Source organism: Aquamicrobium zhengzhouense, assembly GCF_016124105.1.
In the GTDB taxonomy this organism is placed as follows: Bacteria; Pseudomonadota; Alphaproteobacteria; order Rhizobiales; family Rhizobiaceae; genus Aerobium; species Aerobium zhengzhouense.
This window is the reverse complement of record NZ_JADGMQ010000017.1, coordinates 38,907-55,718: the sequence shown is the minus strand read 5'-3', so window position 1 is coordinate 55,718 and position 16,812 is coordinate 38,907. Positions and strand designations below refer to the sequence as shown.

15 protein-coding genes are annotated in these 16,812 nt (G+C 59.9%); 7 read left to right on the top strand and 8 right to left on the bottom strand.

Translation table 11 applies throughout. From position 1 onward, the window contains the following. Window position 1: 1 nt before the first annotated feature. The gene (locus IOD40_RS17650) at window positions 2–925 is read right to left on the bottom strand and encodes a LysR family transcriptional regulator (protein ID WP_198478021.1); all 924 of its coding nucleotides are present in this window, start codon (window positions 923–925) and stop codon (window positions 2–4) included. Window positions 926–1,077: 152 nt separating this feature from the next. On the opposite strand from IOD40_RS17650, the gene IOD40_RS17645 reads away from it, so the two are divergent. From IOD40_RS17645 to IOD40_RS17635, 3 genes are all read left to right on the top strand, one after another. Beyond that, on the top strand, window positions 1,078–2,295 hold the full coding sequence (locus tag IOD40_RS17645; protein WP_198478020.1) for a urate hydroxylase PuuD: 1,218 nt from the start codon (window positions 1,078–1,080) through the stop codon (window positions 2,293–2,295). Between the two features lie 163 nt (window positions 2,296–2,458). After that, on the top strand, window positions 2,459–3,769 hold the full coding sequence (guaD, locus tag IOD40_RS17640; RefSeq protein ID WP_198478019.1) for a guanine deaminase: 1,311 nt from the start codon (window positions 2,459–2,461) through the stop codon (window positions 3,767–3,769). After that, window positions 3,766–5,037 (top strand): glycerate kinase type-2 family protein, encoded by a 1,272-nt coding sequence (locus tag IOD40_RS17635; protein WP_198478052.1) that lies wholly within the window; start codon window positions 3,766–3,768, stop codon window positions 5,035–5,037. Before guaD ends, IOD40_RS17635 begins: the two co-directional genes overlap by 4 nt. On the opposite strand, the gene IOD40_RS17630 is transcribed toward IOD40_RS17635, so the two are convergent. The 4 genes from IOD40_RS17630 to IOD40_RS17615 all read right to left on the bottom strand — a co-directional run bounded on the left by IOD40_RS17630 (window position 5,034) and on the right by IOD40_RS17615 (window position 10,534). Next, entirely contained in the window at window positions 5,034–6,485 is a 1,452-nt protein-coding gene (locus IOD40_RS17630; protein WP_198478018.1) for a UdgX family uracil-DNA binding protein, read from the bottom strand. The genes IOD40_RS17635 and IOD40_RS17630 overlap by 4 nt on opposite strands. Further along, window positions 6,485–7,720 carry a putative DNA modification/repair radical SAM protein gene (locus tag IOD40_RS17625; RefSeq protein ID WP_198478017.1) on the bottom strand — a complete coding sequence of 412 codons (1,236 nt, stop codon included), beginning with the start codon at window positions 7,718–7,720 and terminating at the stop codon, window positions 6,485–6,487. The genes IOD40_RS17630 and IOD40_RS17625 overlap by 1 nt, the downstream gene beginning before the upstream one ends. Before the next feature lie 61 nt (window positions 7,721–7,781). Continuing rightward, a complete protein-coding gene (locus IOD40_RS17620) occupies window positions 7,782–9,173 on the bottom strand; it encodes a glutamine synthetase family protein (RefSeq protein ID WP_198478016.1) in 1,392 nt (463 codons plus the stop codon). Continuing rightward, entirely contained in the window at window positions 9,170–10,534 is a 1,365-nt protein-coding gene (locus IOD40_RS17615) for an aspartate aminotransferase family protein (RefSeq protein ID WP_198478051.1), read from the bottom strand. Before IOD40_RS17615 ends, IOD40_RS17620 begins: the two co-directional genes overlap by 4 nt. Before the next feature lie 108 nt (window positions 10,535–10,642). On the opposite strand from IOD40_RS17615, the gene IOD40_RS17610 reads away from it, so the two are divergent. After that, window positions 10,643–11,089 (top strand): hypothetical protein, encoded by a 447-nt coding sequence (locus IOD40_RS17610; protein WP_198478015.1) that lies wholly within the window; start codon window positions 10,643–10,645, stop codon window positions 11,087–11,089. Window position 11,090: 1 nt separating this feature from the next. Here the strand turns inward: IOD40_RS17610 and IOD40_RS17605 are convergent, their stop codons facing one another. The 3 genes from IOD40_RS17605 to IOD40_RS17595 form a co-directional block, all read right to left on the bottom strand. After that, window positions 11,091–12,065 (bottom strand): WD40 repeat domain-containing protein, encoded by a 975-nt coding sequence (locus tag IOD40_RS17605; RefSeq protein WP_198478014.1) that lies wholly within the window; start codon window positions 12,063–12,065, stop codon window positions 11,091–11,093. Between the two features lie 126 nt (window positions 12,066–12,191). Beyond that, window positions 12,192–13,244, bottom strand: a complete 1,053-nt coding sequence (locus IOD40_RS17600) for a CobW family GTP-binding protein (protein WP_198478013.1) — start codon at window positions 13,242–13,244, stop codon at window positions 12,192–12,194. Between the two features lie 68 nt (window positions 13,245–13,312). After that, window positions 13,313–14,071 (bottom strand): creatininase family protein, encoded by a 759-nt coding sequence (locus IOD40_RS17595; RefSeq protein ID WP_198478012.1) that lies wholly within the window; start codon window positions 14,069–14,071, stop codon window positions 13,313–13,315. Window positions 14,072–14,165: 94 nt separating this feature from the next. On the opposite strand from IOD40_RS17595, the gene IOD40_RS17590 reads away from it, so the two are divergent. The 3 genes from IOD40_RS17590 to IOD40_RS17580 all read left to right on the top strand — a co-directional run bounded on the left by IOD40_RS17590 (window position 14,166) and on the right by IOD40_RS17580 (window position 16,754). Beyond that, window positions 14,166–14,648, top strand: a complete 483-nt coding sequence (locus IOD40_RS17590) for a MarR family winged helix-turn-helix transcriptional regulator (protein ID WP_198478011.1) — start codon at window positions 14,166–14,168, stop codon at window positions 14,646–14,648. 72 nt (window positions 14,649–14,720) lie between these two features. Further along, window positions 14,721–15,662, top strand: a complete 942-nt coding sequence (locus IOD40_RS17585) for a DMT family transporter (protein WP_210336966.1) — start codon at window positions 14,721–14,723, stop codon at window positions 15,660–15,662. A gap of 72 nt (window positions 15,663–15,734) precedes the next feature. Further along, window positions 15,735–16,754: a LacI family DNA-binding transcriptional regulator gene (locus IOD40_RS17580; protein WP_198478049.1), complete on the top strand. Its 1,020-nt coding sequence runs from the start codon at window positions 15,735–15,737 to the stop codon at window positions 16,752–16,754. Window positions 16,755–16,812 lie beyond the last annotated feature (58 nt).

The following is a 16,812-nucleotide window of genomic DNA, read 5'->3' as shown; positions in this document are numbered from 1 at the left end:
GCTAAGATCTGCCCGACAGGATATCGCGAATGATCCGCTGACAGCGCTCCGACATGAAGTCGAGCAAAAGCCGGACTTTCGGATCCTGAAAGTTCTTGTGGGGATATACGGCTGCTAATTGCACCGGTAACGGAGGATTTTCCGGAAGGACGATCTTCAGTTGGCCGTCTGCCAGGTAGCGCTCAATATCGAAGCGCGGCTTGCAGATGATGCCACGCCCGGCCAGGGCCCAGCCAGTTACCACATCTCCGTCGTCGGAATCGAAAGGCCCACGTACTTCAAACTTGCGTGGGCCTTCGGGCGTCCTAAGCGTCCAGACAAACTCCTGAGCCCCGGGATAGCGGAGCATGAGGCAGTCGTGCTTGTCGCTCAAAAGGTCCTGAGGCGTTTTGGGCTCGCCGCGGTTTTCCAGATATGCGGGAGCAGCAGCCAGAACGCGCTCGCAATCCATGATACCACGCATCCGGAGGCTGGAATCTTCCAGATGTCCAAGCCGAAAGGCCACGTCGATCCCTTCCTTCATGATGTCCACCTGCCGATCGGAAAGACGCAGGCGCACCTCGATATCGGGGTACCGATCGTGAAAATCTGGAATTCCGGATGCAATCAGACGCCGGCCAATCCCGAGGGGCGCGGTAACCCGTATCGTCCCTCGCGGCTGGCCGGAAAGTGCGCTGACCGCGGCATCAGCCTGCGCAACAGCTTCAAGGACCTTGCGCGCACCTTCATAAAACACGCGGCCATGCTCTGTCGGGGATAATTGTCGTGTTGTGCGATTGAAAAGCCGGACGCCGAGATGTTTCTCGAGCTCCTTGATGCGATTGGAAGCGACTGCCGGCGAGATGCGAAGGTCACGTCCCGCCGCGGATAAATTGCCCAGTTCGACCACGCGAACGAATACGGCAATGTTTTCCAGATAAGCCATCGTTACCCCACTCCCTCTCGCGCTCCCCTACCATTTTCGCGTTTTTTTTGAAAGTCATCGCGGCTGTTCCCTCTTTCAGTTTGAACGATTGTCCGTAAGCTTGGCTGGCGAAAAAGCATCTAGGCCGGGGAACCTGGCATTCGGGGACGAAGATGAACAACTACGCGGTTTTCTGGGAATGGCTGTCATTTGGGGTGCGATGGCTTCACGTCATCACCGCGATCGCCTGGATCGGCTCATCCTTCTATTTCATCGCGCTTGATCTGGGGCTCGTGAAACGCGAGGGCATGCCGGAAGGTGCGCATGGTGAAGAGTGGCAGGTTCACGGCGGAGGCTTCTACCATATCCAGAAATATCTCGTTGCGCCTGCCCGGATGCCGGAACAGCTGATCTGGTTCAAATGGGAATCCTACGCGACATGGATGTCGGGCTTTTTCCTGCTTGCGATTGTCTATTACGCAGGGGCTGATCTTTACCTGATTGATCGCAACGTGCTCGACGTGTCGCAGCCGGTCGCAATCCTCATCTCGATCGGTTCACTCGCGCTGGGCTGGGTGCTCTATGACCAGCTGTGCAGGTCCAAGCTGGCTGATAACGACACGCTCTTGATGCTGGTTCTGTTCCCGATCCTTGTCGTTATCGCCTGGGGCTACACGCAGCTGTTTTCGGGTCGTGCAGCGTTCCTGCATCTCGGCGCGTTCACCGCGACGATCATGTCGGCGAACGTGTTCCTGATCATCATTCCTAACCAGAAGATCGTGGTGGCGGACCTGATTGCAGGCCGTAAGCCTGACCCGAAATACGGCAAGATTGCCAAGACCAGATCGCTGCATAACAACTACCTGACGTTGCCGGTCATTTTCCTGATGCTGTCGAACCACTATCCGCTCGCCTTCGCGACCGAGTTCAACTGGGTGATCGCAGCGCTGATTTTCCTGATCGGCGTCCTGATCCGGCACTATTTCAACACGGTTCACGCCCGGAAAGGCAATCCACATTGGACGTGGGGTGCCGCTACCGTTCTCTTCATCATCATCATGTGGTTGTCGACGGTTCCCGCTGCCCTGACGGGTGAGGAGAAGCCATCTGCCTCTGCTGAGCGCTACATGCAGTCCACGCATTTTGCGGCAGTGCGTGACACCGTAATGGGCCGCTGCTCCATGTGCCACGCCGCAGAGCCTGCATGGGATGGCATTCACTTCACCCCGAAATCGGTAAAGCTGGAAACCGAAATTCAGGTGGCGGAGCACGCCCGCGAAATTTACCTGCAGTCTGGACGCAGCCACGCCATGCCGCCATCCAACGTCTCCGGAATGACGAAGGAAGAGCGCGCCCTGATCGTCGCGTGGTTCGAAGAGGCGAGCAAGTGAACAGAATTGGCCGGCGTCGGAGCCGCCCCTCATCCGCCCTTCGGGCACCTTCTCCCCGGAAGCGGGGCGAAGGAAGAGGAGCGGTCTTCTCCCCGTTTACGGGGAGAGGATGCCGGCAGGCAGGTGAGGGGCAACATCACGTCTTGAGAAAAGGACCCCATCTATGACCGAACGCCTGCTTCGCGGACGTATTCTTTCGTTTCGCTCCAAGCCTGAGGCGGTGGATGACCGCGCTTCTTATTTTTATGAGGAAGACGGTGGTGTGCTGGTTCGCGACGGGAAGATCGTCGCGATTGGTGATTTTGCAGCTGTCTCGGCAAAGGCTGGTGATGCGCCGGTCGAGGATCATCGGCCCAACCTGATCCTGCCGGGCTTCATCGATGCGCACGTGCATGTGCCGCAGATGCAGGTGATCGCGTCTTATGGCGCCGAGCTTCTCGACTGGCTCAACACCTACACCTTCCCGGAAGAGACCAAATTCATCGACGCGCAGCATGGCCGCCGCATCGCGCGCCTGTTCTGTGACGAGATCATTCGCAACGGCACGACGACCGTTGCCGCCTATTGCTCGGTGCATCGCCAGAGCGTGGATGCCTTCTTCACCGAAGCCCTGTCGCGCGACATGCTGGTGATAGCCGGCAAGGTGATGATGGATCGCAATGCGCCAGATGGCCTGCGCGACACGGCGCAGTCTGGCTATGACGACACCAAGGCGCTGATTGCCGAATGGCACGGCAAAGGCCGCATCCATTATGCGGTGACGCCGCGCTTTGCGATTACCTCGACGCCCGAGCAGATGGAGATGGCGGGCGCGCTGATGCGCGAACATCCTGACCTCCACATGCAAACGCACCTGTCGGAGAACAAGGCCGAGATCGCGTTTACGCAGGAGCTTTATCCGGCCTCGAAAGACTATACCGACGTTTATGCCCGTTACGGCCTGCTTGGGCCGAAGGCGCTGTTTGGCCACTGCATCCACCTGTCGGATCGCGAGGCCGATGCGCTGTCGGAGAGCGGCTCGGTCGCGGTGTTCTGCCCGACCTCGAACCTTTTCCTTGGTTCCGGCCTTTTTGACTGGCAGGGCCATGCCAAGCGCGCCAAGCCGGTACGGGTTGCGGCAGCGACTGATGTCGGCGGCGGTACGTCCTATTCGATGCTTCGCACGATGGACGAGGCATACAAGGTCGTCGCGCTGCAGGGCGAGAAGATGAACCCGTTTGCCGCCTTCTGGCAGATGACGCTCGGCAACGCCAAGGCGCTGTCGCTCGATGCGCGTATAGGCACGCTCGACGTTGGCACCGATGCGGATCTCGTCGTTCTCGATGCCAAGGCGACGCCAGCGATGGCGCTGCGCATGGAGACGGTGAAATCGCTTGCCGAGGAACTGTTCGTGCTGCAAACGCTGGGTGACGATCGTGCCGTTAGGGAAACCTATGTCGCCGGTCGCCCGGTAAAGCGCGAACTGACGGCCTGAGAGTGATTACAGACAAACGCGAATTCTTCACCGCGCTGTTCGGCGCGGCTGTAGCTGCGGCGGACCCTGAACAGGCGATCCGCCATTTCCTGCCGCAAAAGCCCAAGGGCCGCACCATCGTGATCGGCGCGGGCAAGGGCTCGGCGCAAATGGCGGCAGCGTTTGAGAAGGCGTGGGATGGTCCGATCGACGGTCTGGTGGTGACGCGTTACGGCTATGGCTGTGATTGCGAGCGGATCGAGATCATCGAAGCCGCGCATCCGGTGCCGGATGAGGCTGGTCTCGTCGCGTCGAAGCGTTTGTTTGAAAAGCTTCATGGTCTGACGAGCGACGATCTTGTCGTCGCGCTGATTTCTGGTGGTGGCTCGGCTCTGTTGCCGTCGCCGCCGGAAGGCATGACCCTCGCCGACGAGATCGCGGTCAACGAGGCACTGCTTGCCTCAGGCGCACCGATCTCGGCGATGAATACTGTGCGCAAGCATCTCTCGGCCATAAAGGGCGGTCGCCTTGCGCTCGCAGCACATCCTGCGCGCGTCGTGTCGCTGCTCGTCTCCGACATTCCGGGTGATAATCCAGCTTTCGTCGCATCTGGCCCGACTGTTCCGGATACTGCCTCGCGCGACGATGCGCTGGCGATCGTTGATGCCTATCGGCTCGACCTGCCGGAAGCAGCGCTCAAGCATCTGCAGAGCGAAGCTGCCAGCGCACCGCTTCCGGATGACGCACGTTTTGCCGGCAACGAAATCCGCGTCATCGCCTCGGCGGCCCGTTCGCTCGAGGCCGCGGCTGCGGAAGCTGAAAAGCGCGGCATCAAGGCGGTGATACTGTCGGACTCGATTGAAGGCGAGGCTCGTGAAGTGGCCGGCGTGCATGCCGCCATCGCGCGCGAGATTGCGACGCGTGGTCGCCCGTTCGACAAGCCGATCGTGCTTCTGTCTGGCGGTGAGACGACCGTGACCATCCGCGCCAAGGGCGGCAAGGGCGGGCGCAATGCCGAGTTCCTGCTGGCGTTTGCGCTTGGCATTGAAGGCGTCGATGGCATTTATGCTTTCGCAGCGGATACCGACGGCATCGATGGCTCGCAGGACAATGCCGGTGCCTTCGCCGATTTCACCTCGGCCTCGCGCATGCGCGCTGCTTCCGAAGACCCGAAGGCTGCTTTGATGCGTAATGATGCCTGGACGGCGTTTTCGGCGGCGAGTGATCTGTTTGTACCGGGCCCAACCGGGACCAACGTCAACGACCTTCGCGCGATCCTGATCCTTTAGGCTACAGCAGCGAGCTCTGCCACTGCGCACATGTCGGTGAGAAAACGGGCGCGCTCGGCTTTTGCTTCGTCCTGATCCTGAATGCGCAGGATGAAGGACGGGTGGATCGTCAGAAACACCCGCAAACCATCGTCCCGCGTCACCACTTGCCCGCGCATCTGTGTCACCGGGATCGCTTGGCCGAGCAGCGAATGCGCTGCCGTCGCGCCCATGGCGACGACGAGGTTTGGCTTGACCATCGAAAGTTCCTGCTCGACCCACCAGCGGCAGGCGCTGATCTCGCCGACATTCGGGCGCTGGTGCAAACGACGCTTACCTCGCGGCGTGAACTTGAAGTGTTTGACGGCATTGGTGACGTAGAGCTTTTCGCGCTCGATGCCTGCTTCCTCGATGACCTCATCAAAGACACGGCCCGCTGGACCCACAAAGGGGCGACCGGCAAGATCCTCGTGATCGCCGGGCTGCTCACCGACAAAAACGACGCGTGCATCAGCCGGGCCTTCGCCAAAGACAGTCTGCGTGGCGTCGCGGTGGAGCGGGCAGCGCTGGCAAGCGGAAGCTTGGGCACGCAGTTCTGAGAGGTTCGACGCGATTTCCGGCAACTGCTCTTCTGGCTTGTTCCAGATGCGCTCCTGAATTTTGGCGTGATGCGGGGCCGGCAAGGTCGGCATCGTTTCCAGCATTTTGCGCGCGGCGGCATCTGCCCCTTTGATGAGTTCGGGGATCAGCGAGGCTTCCGGAAGGTTCTTCCAGTACTTCTTCGGCATCTCCGCCTGCATCGCCTTCACCTTGAGGCGGGCAGGGTTGAAGATGCTGGAGAAATAGGTGCGCCAGAGCGTGTTCGACGTGTCCTCACGTGGCACGTCATTGCGCATCGCGCCGGGGCCGATCGCCAGCTTTTCGCCGTCCCAGTCGGCGGAGGCGTGCGGGGTAAAGATCGTCCAGCGCATGCCAGTGAAACGGCGGATGAAGAAGGGCGCGTTGCGCACAACGATGTAATGGTCGGGTTCGAACCACGACACGTAGCGCTCCTCATCGCCTTCGCCGATGCGCACGAAGCGGACGAAGGCGCGCATCTTGTGAATGTCGCGACGGACCGATTTTGCCATGTCGCGCAAAGCGGTGACATCAAGATCGGAGGCGATTTTCAGCAGGTTTGGCTCGCTGCGTTGGCGATAGAGCAGACGATAGAGAAGGGCAAAACGGGCAGGGTCGCTGTGGCAGATCACGCCCTCCGCGCTGTCGATGAATTCGCGAGAGACGTTGAGCGTCTTGCCTTCTGGCGCTGGCGGCAAGGGCGCGCCGGATGCGCCGAAGAGATCGGTCGAGGCTTCCGTTTGCCAGACCACATCGTGCGGCGGCACGTCGTTCAGAACCAGCCGGCGGGCGGCATCGCGCCAGCCGGCAAAGTCCGTCTCTCCCGCAAGCGTCACCGAGTAGCGCGACATCAGAACAGGGACAGCTGCTTTGGCTGGGGCGCAAGGCGCTCGCGCAAGTTGAGTGCGTCAGTCGAGCCGCCGGGGCTCCAGCCATCGGCGATGATGAAGGGACGAACCTTGGAAATCGAGACGCAGAGGCGACCGACATCTTCAAGCCGCAGGCGGCGATAGCGGCGCACTTCGAGAAGGCGCTTAACGACCTTCGAGCCAATGCCTGGGATGCGCAAAAGCATCTCGCGCGGGGCGCTATTCACGTCGACCGGGAAGGCGTGGCGGTTGGCTAGCGCCCAGGCAAGCTTCGGGTCGATCTCAAGATCGAGCATGCCATTGGGCTGGGCCGCAACGATCTCATCCTTCTCAAAGCCATAGAACCGCATCAGCCAATCGGCCTGATACAGCCGGTGCTCGCGCATCAGCGGCGGGCGGATGAGGGGCAGGGCGGAAGACGAATCTGGGATCGGGCTGAACGCCGAATAATAGACGCGGCGCAGCTTGTAGCCCGAATAGAGCCGCGACGATGTCGTCAGGATTTGCGAGTCCGTCGTTGCATCTGCGCCAACGATCATTTGTGTCGACTGCCCGCCCGGCGCAAAGCGCTGCTTGCGCTTGGTCTGCAGCGTCGGCTCCGACTTTTCCTCGATCTTGAGGCGCAAATTCGCCATCGAAACGCGGATTGTTTCAGGCTTCTTCTGCGGTGCCAGCTGCTTGACGCCTTCGTCGGTCGGAAGCTCGACATTGATCGATAAACGGTCGGCATAGATGCCAGCCTGTTCGATCAGCTCATCGCTCGCCTCCGGGATCGTCTTGAGATGGATGTAGCCCTGAAACGAATGGTCGATGCGAAGTCGTCGCGCGATCTCGACCATCTCGCTCATCGTCTCATCCGGCGAGCGGATGACGCCGGACGACAGGAACAGGCCTTCAATGTAATTGCGCTTGTAGAAATCGAGCGTCAGCTTGACGACTTCGTCGATCGAAAAGCGGGCGCGGCGGACATTCGATGACGAGCGATTGATGCAATACGAGCAATCGTAAATGCAGAAATTCGTCATCAGGATCTTGAGCAGCGAAATGCATCGCCCGTCCGGCGCGTAGGAGTGGCAGATGCCACTTCCCTCGGTCGAGCCGATGCCTTTCGACTTCAAGGAATTGCGCCCCTTGGCCCCAGATGAGGCGCAGGACGCATCGTATTTTGCAGCATCGGCCAAAATGGCCAGCTTTTCGCGGAGGGGCAAACCAGACATATGTTCTATATATGTTCTGGTCTGTCCCTCGTCCAATCACAAAAATGTCGCGCGCGAAACGTCAGACCTCGTGGAGGTAGAGGTGATAGTCGAGTTCGCTGACGGTGCGGGCAACGCGCAGATATTCAGCGCGTTTGATCGCGGTGAAGGTGCGGTGCATGTCTTCGCCGAGCGCATCGCGAAGGAAGGTTGATGTTTCCGCCGCCTTGATCGCCGAGAACCAGTCGGCCGGCATTTCTGCCCCGCTGGCGCGCTCGCATTCATAGCCGTTGCCAGTCGTCTCAGGGCCCGGATCGCACTTCTCGTCGATGCCCTTGGCGATGCCGGCAAGAACCGTTGCGGCAACGAGATAAGGGTTGGCGTCGACGCCGGACGGGCGGTGTTCGATGCGGCGGGCGTTCTTGGAACCAGCCGGGACACGTAGCGCGACCGAGCGATTGTTGACGCCCCAGGTCGGCGCGACCGGTGCATAAGACTGCGAAACGAACCGACGCCAAGAATTGGCATGCGGGGCAAAGACCAGCATCGACTCGGCTATCGTTTCGGCAAGGCCGCCGAGCGAATTGAGAAGGAGCGGGTTCCACTCGCCGTCGGTGGCTTCGGTGAAGACGTTGTTGCCGTCGCCGTCCTGCATTGAGACGTGCAGGTGCATGCCGGAGCCGGCATAGGCCTCGATCGGCTTCGCCATGAAGCAGGCGGTGACGCCGTGGCGGCGGGCCTGCATGCGCACCAGACGCTTCAGCATCAGAAGGTCATCGGCGGCGCGAAGGATATCCTTGCGGTAGTTGAGCGTCAGCTCGTACTGGCCGGGCGCATATTCCGAGATGACGGTCTCGGCTGGAATGCGCTGCGCTTCTGCCGCCTTGTAGATGTCGGAGAAGAGCGGCTCCATGCCGTGCAGGTGATCGACCGAATAGACCTCGGTCTTCCCGCTGGCGCGGCCATCAAGTACCGCGCGCGCAGGCTGAACGCGGCCTTCTGAGTCGCGCTCGTTTGCGAGCAGGAAAAACTCAAGCTCGAACGCCCCTGCCGGATATAAGCCGCGTGCGGCGAAAGCCTCGACCTGGCGCTTCAGCGCATGGCGCGGATCGCTGGTCATGGGGTTGCCGTCAAGGTCGTACATGGACAGGAGAACCTGTCCGCGGGGCGGATTGGTGCCGTAAAGGGGAACCAGCGTCCCAGGGATCGGCCAGGCGCGCAAATCGCCATCGCCGGCATCCCAGATAAGGCCGGTCTCGTGAACATCCTCGCCGACGATGTCGAGCCCAAGGATAGAGATCGGCAGATGGCGGCCGTTCTCATACAGGCCTGCAAGTTCGTGGCGACGGATGATCTTGCCACGGCCGATGCCATTGGCGTCGGTCAGGACAATGTCGACGGCCTCGATTTCAGGGTGCTGGTCGAGAAATTCAAGCGCTTCACTCAGCAGCGAACCGGATGGGGATGCCGTCACTCTGCGAGCTCCGAAATAACATCCTCGAATGCCATGATGAGTCGGTCGACGTGCTTCTTCTTGGTCACAGGCGACACCAACATCATGTTGTGGAACGGTGCGATCAGGCAGCCGCGATTCACAAGGCCCAGATGGATCACCGCTTCAAGCTCTGGCGCATGGGCTGCTGCAGCCTCGGTGCCGTTTCCGAGCGGACCCTGCGCACAAACGAATTCCACACGTGCACCGACGCGCACGACGTGCCAGGCAAGGCCGTTGTCGTCGATTACCTTGGCAAGCCCTTGCTGTAACCGGTCAGCCAGATCCTCCATCCGCGCATAGGCGTTTGGCGTCATGACCTCTTCCAGCACAGCGCGCATGGCAGCGAATTGAAGGGGGTTGCCGGAGAGGGTGGTCCCCATCCCTGAGTAACCGGGCTCCTTCGCGGCTTCATAAGCTTGCCAACGCGCGGCAATATCTTCCGACATGCCCCAGATGCTCGCGGGCACACCGCCTGCAATCGGCTTGCCGAGGACGAAAAGGTCCGGCTCAAGCCCGTACGCACGGGTATAGCCACCCGGACCTGTCGAGATGGTGTGGGTTTCGTCGATCAGAAGCAGCGTGCCGTGCTTGCGCGTCACGTCGCGCAGCGCTTCATGAAAGCCGGGCTCCGGCAGAACCATGCAGGAATTGGTCATCACGGGTTCGGTAATGACGCAGGCAATGTCGCCTTCTGCCAGCGCCTTCTCGACTGCTTGAATGTCGTTGAACTCGACAACAACTGCACCGCGCGTGAGATCCCGGAATTCCCCGGCCAGACCCGCCTTGTTGACCTGCCAGCCGCGCCGGATCTGGACGAAGGTTTCGTCCACCGAGCCATGGTAACAACCGTTGAAGACGAGGATCTTCGGGCGGTTGGTGACGGCGCGGGCGACGCGCAGCGCAAAGCGGTTGGCATCCGTCGCCGTCGTCGCGATCTGCCAGTAGGGCAACCCAAAACGTTCGACCAGAAGTTCGCCGACAATCAGGGCGTCGTCGCAGGGCAGCATATAGGTAAGGCCGTGTTTCCCTTGCCGGCGAATTGCTTCAACAACCGGGGCAGGGGAGTGGCCGAACATCGAGCCGGTGTCGCCGAGGCAGAAATCAGCCAGCTTGATGCCGTCGACGTCAACGATCTTGGCGTCGTTCGCTTTTTTGACGACGAATGGAAACGGCATCGGCCAGTCCCGCATCCAGTGCATCGGCACGCCGCCGAGATAACCAGGTGCGCCGTCCCCAATCATCGCCTGGGATATTGGGCGTGCGGCGGAATAAACCAGTTCCTCTCGCTCACGTACAGCGGCGATGCGTGAGCGGCTGATACCGCCAATGGTCATGCTCATGTCGTTCACAGCCCGTCCTCCAGATGCATCTCAGTTCCTAGCGCCGCCGCAATCGGGCCGCAACCGCCAGCCACAAACAAGGTTGATGGGAAAAGGGAATAGTTTGGAATGCGCCTAATCCTCGCAGCAATGATTGCCGCACTGTCTGGCGGAACGGCCATGGCATCTGGCGGTGTCACATGTGACTTCGAAGATGAAAAAGCCCAGATCAGTATCAATGGGGGAGTTACGCGCGGGATGGGCGGCGCGCTGTTCAGCTTCGCCGGCGAAGCCAATATAAAAGATGCGGATATTGCGAAGGATCTGCAGGCGACGACATTCGATCGATCGCATGTCGCGCAGTATTGGCTGGATGAAGACGGCCTGAAGCTCAAGCTCTACCGTGAGCGCGATGGAGATTTGCCGCACGGCTTTGTCGAGGTGACGGTAACAAGCCCGACCGACGGTGAAACCCAGGGGTCTTACCGCGTCGAGATCTATGACATGACGAACCCCAGCGAAGGTGAGGCAGAAATTGCCTCATACAGTGGCCACATCACTTGCCTGGCGGAATAGTCTAGCCAGCAACGTCGATGACACCGCAATCGCCTGCTTCGGTGCCGAAAGCGATGCGGCGGCCCTCGCCATCCCAGCTCATCGAGGTGATCGCGCCTTTGCCCGGCCGACGCAGGAGAATTTCCTTCTGGTCGGCGACACGAGCTGCCATCACCATTCCGTCGGCATAACCGATGGCGAGGATCTCGTCCGTTGTGTGGAAAGCAACGGCAGTCACCATGGTGTCGGCGCGTGTACCCAGTTCCAGCGGTGCCTTGCCGATCGGCCCGTCTTTCGTCTGGAAGGGCCACACGATGGCTGCAGGGGCTCCGGAACTGGCGAGCCAGCGGCCTTTTGCACTCCATGACAGGCTTTTCACCTTGGCCGGATAGCCAGCCATGCGCATGTGCTTGCCATCGGAAAGCTTCCAGCCATGCAGTGCGTTTTCCTGCATGGTGGTCACCAGGAAATTTCCGTCCGGCGAGAAGGTTGCCGCCGCGTGCGCGCCGGCCCATTCAAGCTCGACCGGCTTGCCGGCAGCTGCCGGGAAATGAAGCGTCGCGCCGTTATAACGCGCTACGGCGATGCGCAGGCCCTTGGGGGCAAAAGCAATGCCCTCGACGGATCGCTGATGCTGGAAATCGTTGATCGTGCCGTCAGGAAGGCGCACATGCGCAGCCCGGCCTGCACCAAAAGCGATTGCACCACGCGGCCCTGTCGCCACGGTATTCACCCATTTGCGGCCGAGATTTGCAATTTCGGTGACACTTCCATCCGCAGCTATCGAGCAGACGCGACCGTCCTCGCCGCCGGTGAGCATGGACTTTTCATCCAGCGCAACTGCTGCGCAAAGAAGACCGTCATGCGCCTCGATCGTCTTGTGGCCGTTGTCGAGCCGGTGCACCTGGCCATCTGCAAGAGCGAAGAAGGGCAGGCCATCCAGCCAGCAGGCAGAAATGCAGTGTCCGTCGAGATCGAGAGGGGCGACAGTTGGCACGGATCAGTATTCCTTAGATTGCAGCGCAGTGAGCGCACTCATCGTGGGCACGAAATACGTGCGCAAGCGCGGCAGGTAAAGATACCGGGCGCGCTCAAGAGCCCGGTATCGCAGCATTTGTCAGCTTCAGGAGGCCTGGCAGGCCTCAAATGTGCGCTTTAAACGCTCGGCGTCGAGTTCGCGGCCGATGAATACCAGACGCGTTTCACGCTTCTCTTCCGCTTTCCACGGGCGCTGATGATCGCCCTCAAGGATCATGTGAACGCCCTGGACAACGTAGCGATCCGGGTCATCCTTAATTGCGATGATCCCCTTCAGACGCAGGATGTTGGGACCGTCCATCTGCGTGGTCTTCTCAAGCCAGGGGAAGAATTTCTTCGGATCCACATCACCGCCGCGCAGCGAGATCGAGGTCACGCCGACGTCGTGGATGGGTGAAACGCCGTGATGATGGTGATGTCCATGATCGTGGTGGTGATGATGATCATGATCGCAATCAGGACCGCAGACATGATCATGATCGTGGTCGTCCGCATCAAGGAAATGTGGGTCGTTCTCCAGAGCGCGTGAGAGGTCGAACGCACCACGGTCGAGCACCTCGGTCAACGGAACCGCGGAGCGCTGGGTCTTGTGGATCCGTGCCGCCGGGTTGATGGCGCGCACTGCAGCTTCGACGTCACGAAGCTCTTCCTCACTGACGAGGTCAGTCTTGTTGAGAATGACCACGTCCGCGAATGCGATCTGATCCTCAGCTTCCTTGGAGTCCTTCAGGCGCAGGGGAAGGTGCTTGGCGTCGACCAGCGCAACGACCGCATCAAGCTTCGTCTTCGAGCGCACATCCTCGTCCATGAAGAAGGTTTGCGCCACCGGTGCAGGATCGGCAAGGCCGGTCGTCTCGACGAGGATCGCATCGAAACGGCCCGGACGGCGCATCAGGCCCTCAACGGTTCGGATCAGGTCACCGCGCACCGTGCAGCAGATGCAGCCATTGTTCATCTCGTAGATTTCCTCGTCGGATTCTACGATCAGATCATTGTCGATGCCGATTTCACCAAACTCATTGACGATGACGGCATAGCGCTTGCCATGGTCCTCGGTGAGGATGCGGTTCAAAAGGGTGGTCTTGCCGGAGCCTAGATAGCCGGTGAGCACCGTCACCGGAATTTGCGCCTGCGTCATGTCCTGGCCTCTGGGCTGAATTTGGTGTTGCTGTGCATATAGGATGCTCGGTTTGGGTTTGCACCTGCCTAGCGAAGCGTCCCCACATCAAAGCGGGACACGTCCAGCAATAGCTCAACGAACCCTTTGGCGGCATGGTCCAAAAGTTCATTTCCTGCCTCGGCGCTGGCTGCGGCGGCATTGCCGACAACGCCTTGCGGTGAAAGGTCGCTCATCTTCCAGCCAAAGGCGTGCGGGCCATAGGCACCTAGGTGCTTGAAGTCAGCTTCGAAGCCGGTCTGGGCGGATGGAAAGTCGCGAGCCTTGCCCATGTCAACGAGGTCCGGCCGCAGCGCTAGCATGACGCTCGTTTCGATGAAGCCGCCATGAATGCCAAGGGCCTTTTCGTGGGGCGACACCCACTTGGCCGGATAACCGAAGCGGGTCCAGCTTGAGGCGACGGCAAGCATGGCGTGCTGTACGCGAAGTTCCGTCGCAACAATGGTCATCAGCGGAGAATTGCCGCCATGCGCGTTCAAAAAGACCAATCGCCGGATGCCGCGCGTAGCGAGATCCGCGCCAATGCCGATCCACCGGTTGATAGCCTCATCAAAGGCAAGGGTTCTCGAACCGGCAACATCCATGTGCTCTGGAGAGTATCCGACCGGTTCCACTGGCAGAAAAATCACGTTCAGATCTGTCCGCAACAGTGCTTGAACGCGAGCGACCATACCCTCGGCGATGATCGTGTCCGTCTCGAAAGGCAGGTGAGGGCCGTGCTGCTCAGTTGCGCCGAGAGGCAGAACCGCTATTTCCGGATAGCTGCCACTTACTTCGTTGGCTGTCATGTTTCTGTTATTTGGCTCTGCGATGGGGATGTGAGGGGCAAGCTAGCGCCTGGCGCAGCAAATGGGCAATCCCCACGAAGTGAAAGAGGCACTTATGGCGAAGGCAGACAAATCGGCGGTGATGGCCAAGCTCAATTCGGCAGCGCGCCTGTCGAGAACGGCGCTGGCAGCTCGCCTCCTGGGGCATGGGTTCTATGCCGGTCAAGACAAGGTCATGATCGTCCTCAACCGCGAGGATGGGCTGACACCCGGCCAGCTTGCCGCTCGCCTTGGTGTGCGCCCGCCGACCGTGACCAAGACGATCAACCGTCTGCAAACGCAGGGCTATGTCGAGAAACGGGCGTCTGATGTCGATGCGCGCCAGTCCAATGTGTTTCTGACTGATGACGGCCGCGCTACCATCGATGCGATCGAGAAGGCTGTTCGGAAAAGCGAAAAACTCGCTCTTAAAGGATTTGAGAAGAAAGAGTTGAAGACGCTCTGGAAATTCCTGACCCGGATTGAGGCGAATCTTTCGGATACCGAATTGCCTGAGCTCACAGAAGATCAGGATGAGGAGCTCACCGAGGACGCTTGAAGATTTCCCTTGCGTCGTGTGTGCGCTTGTCCGAATGGTCGTGAACACGATCATTGACCGCGGCCGAGCAAATTGAATCCCAAACATTCCGAAATCGAGACGGCAACGCCCGCCTCTGCAATCCTGATTGTTCTTTCGGCGTGTTTTCTTTTTTCGTTTCTGGACGCAAGCGCCAAATATCTGGTGATGAACGGGATGGCCGCGCCATTCGTGGCGTGGATGCGATTTGCCGTCCACCTGGTGCTCGTCCTGATCCTATTTCGCGGCTGGGCCAACCCGGCGCTCTACAGGGCCGTCAATAAACCGGCGCACGTCCTGCGCGGGATTTTCCTGTTCGGGTCGACGATTTTCAACTTTCTGGCCCTGCAGACACTGCAATTGGCTGAGACCATCTCCATCTATTTTTTCGCGCCTATGATCATCACCGCGCTGGCCGGGCCTCTTCTTGGCGAGACCGTCGGATGGCGGCGCTGGGTGGCCGTGTTGGTTGGTTTCGTCGGCGTTTTGGTGATCACGCGACCGGGTTTCGGGACATTTGGCGTCGGCCATCTGTTCTCGATCGGATCGATGCTGAGTTACAGCTTCTATGTGCTGATGACGCGCAAGATGGGCGCAACCGAAACCACGGAAAGCCTGATTTTTTATTCAGCGCTAGCCCCAACAATCCTGATTTTCCCGGCCGTTCCCCTGTACGGTTCCATGCCGGCTGATGCCATGCAGTGGATACTCCTGTTTATGGTCGGTGCGTTGGGCGGATATGGCCACTGGCTGTTGATCAAAGCCTACAAGCTTGCGTCGACCTCGGCGCTCGCGCCTTACCCGTATTCTCAGATGCTGTGGATGATCGCGCTGGGCTGGGTGGTTTTCGCGGACCTGCCAGATCTATGGACGCTCGGTGGAGCCGCGATCATTGTCTGCTCAGGCCTCTACATCATCCACCGGGAACATCGTCTGCGGGTGCGCGGTCGTACAAGTCCCGGTTGCGAGGCGGATGATCTGGCGAAAAGGCTTTGATCTGGCGGCCGGGAATGGCATAACCAAGCCTAAACAGTTTAAAGCATCATGACTGTCTCTCGGAGGGGTTTCCTGGCACAGAAGATCAAGCTGTCGACGATCGCTGAAGCGCTCGGCGTTTCGACGGCGACCGTTTCCCTGGCGCTGCGCGACAGTCCGTTGGTGGCCGATTCCACGCGCGACCGTATCAAGGAGTACGCGCGGGAGATCGGCTACATCTACAATCGCCGTGCTGCGTCCTTGCGGACGTCCCGTTCGGGGATCGTCGGCGTCGTCGTGCACGACATCATGAACCCGTTCTTCGCTGAAATCCTGCGTTCGATCGAAAGCGAGCTCGACCGGAGCCGGCAAACTTTTCTCTTGTCCAATCACTACGACAAGGTCGACAAACAACGCACCTTCCTCGACACCTTGCTGCAGCTGGGAGCTGACGGTGTCATCATGTCGCCGGCCATCGGAACTCCAAGCGATGACATCAGGATGCTGGAGGAAAACGGGCTGCCGGCGGTGCTCATTGCGCGTTCGGTGCCGGGAGCTGACGTGCCTGTTTTCCGCGGAGATGACACGTTCGGGACGGCACTGGCGACCAACCATCTTATCTCGCTTGGGCATCGGCGGATCGTGATGATCGGCGGTACCGACCAGACCTCGACAGGGCGTGACCGATATCAGGGCTATCTCAACGCCATGGAAAACGCGGGACTGGAAGTGCGACCGGACTGGCGGATTCCGGGCCCTCGCACCAAGCAGGCGGGTTTTGAGGCCTCGCAGCAATTTCTGGCACATAAAGACAAGCCGACCGCCGCTGTCTGCTGGAACGACCTTGTCGCGATCGGACTTATGAACGGCATCTTCCGCGCTGGCCTCACTCCAGGCGTTGATATCTCGGTGACTGGCTACGATGACCTTGAGGAGGCGGCAATCGCCACTCCGGCTCTCACCACCGTATGGAATGGACAAAGGGAGGTCGGACGGCGCGCGGCGCGAACGCTCCTCGACCGTCTCAACGGTGTTGAAGTGCATGGCGGTCAGGAGTTGATCAGGCCAGAGTTGCACATACGACAGTCGACCGGGAAACCGGTAGAGCGATAACACCTTGGCCGTGCGGCAGGGTTGCTCGCCAGCTCCCTGCTGCGTAGGCTCAGACACC